The organism is Burkholderia sp. 9775_39 (assembly GCF_015712225.1).
GTDB lineage: Bacteria > Pseudomonadota > Gammaproteobacteria > Burkholderiales > Burkholderiaceae > Burkholderia > Burkholderia cenocepacia.
On sequence record NZ_JACCQC010000085.1, the window covers coordinates 1 to 476 of the forward strand.

General features: G+C 62.2%; 1 protein-coding gene. It reads left to right on the forward strand.

Translation table 11 applies throughout. From position 1 onward, the window contains the following. A partial coding sequence (gene lpxB / locus H0X90_RS35365) for a lipid-A-disaccharide synthase (protein WP_196438440.1) occupies positions 1 to 476 on the forward strand: 476 nt, incomplete at both ends.

The window sequence follows — 476 nt, forward strand, 5'->3', positions numbered from 1 at the left end:
CCACCTATCCCGATCTGCAGGTGGTGGTGCCGCTGGTTAATGCTAAACGGCGGGAGCAGTTTGAGCGTATTAAAGCTGAGACGGCGCCGGATATGATCGTGCATATGCTGGACGGTCAGGCGCGCGATGCAATGATCGCCAGCGACGCCGCGCTGCTGGCCTCCGGGACGGCAGCGCTGGAGTGTATGCTGGCGAAATGCCCGATGGTGGTTGGCTACCGGATGAAGCCGTTCACCTTCTGGCTGGCGAAGCGGTTGGTAAAAACCGACTACGTCTCGTTACCGAACCTGCTGGCCGGTCGCGAACTGGTTAAAGAGCTGCTGCAGGATGAGTGCGAGCCCCAGGCGCTGGCAGCCGCTCTGCAGCCGCTGCTGGCCGATGGCAAAACCAGCCATGAGATGCATGAGACGTTCCGCGCCCTGCATCAGCAGATCCGCTGCAACGCCGATGAGCAGGCGGCGGACGCCGTACTGGAG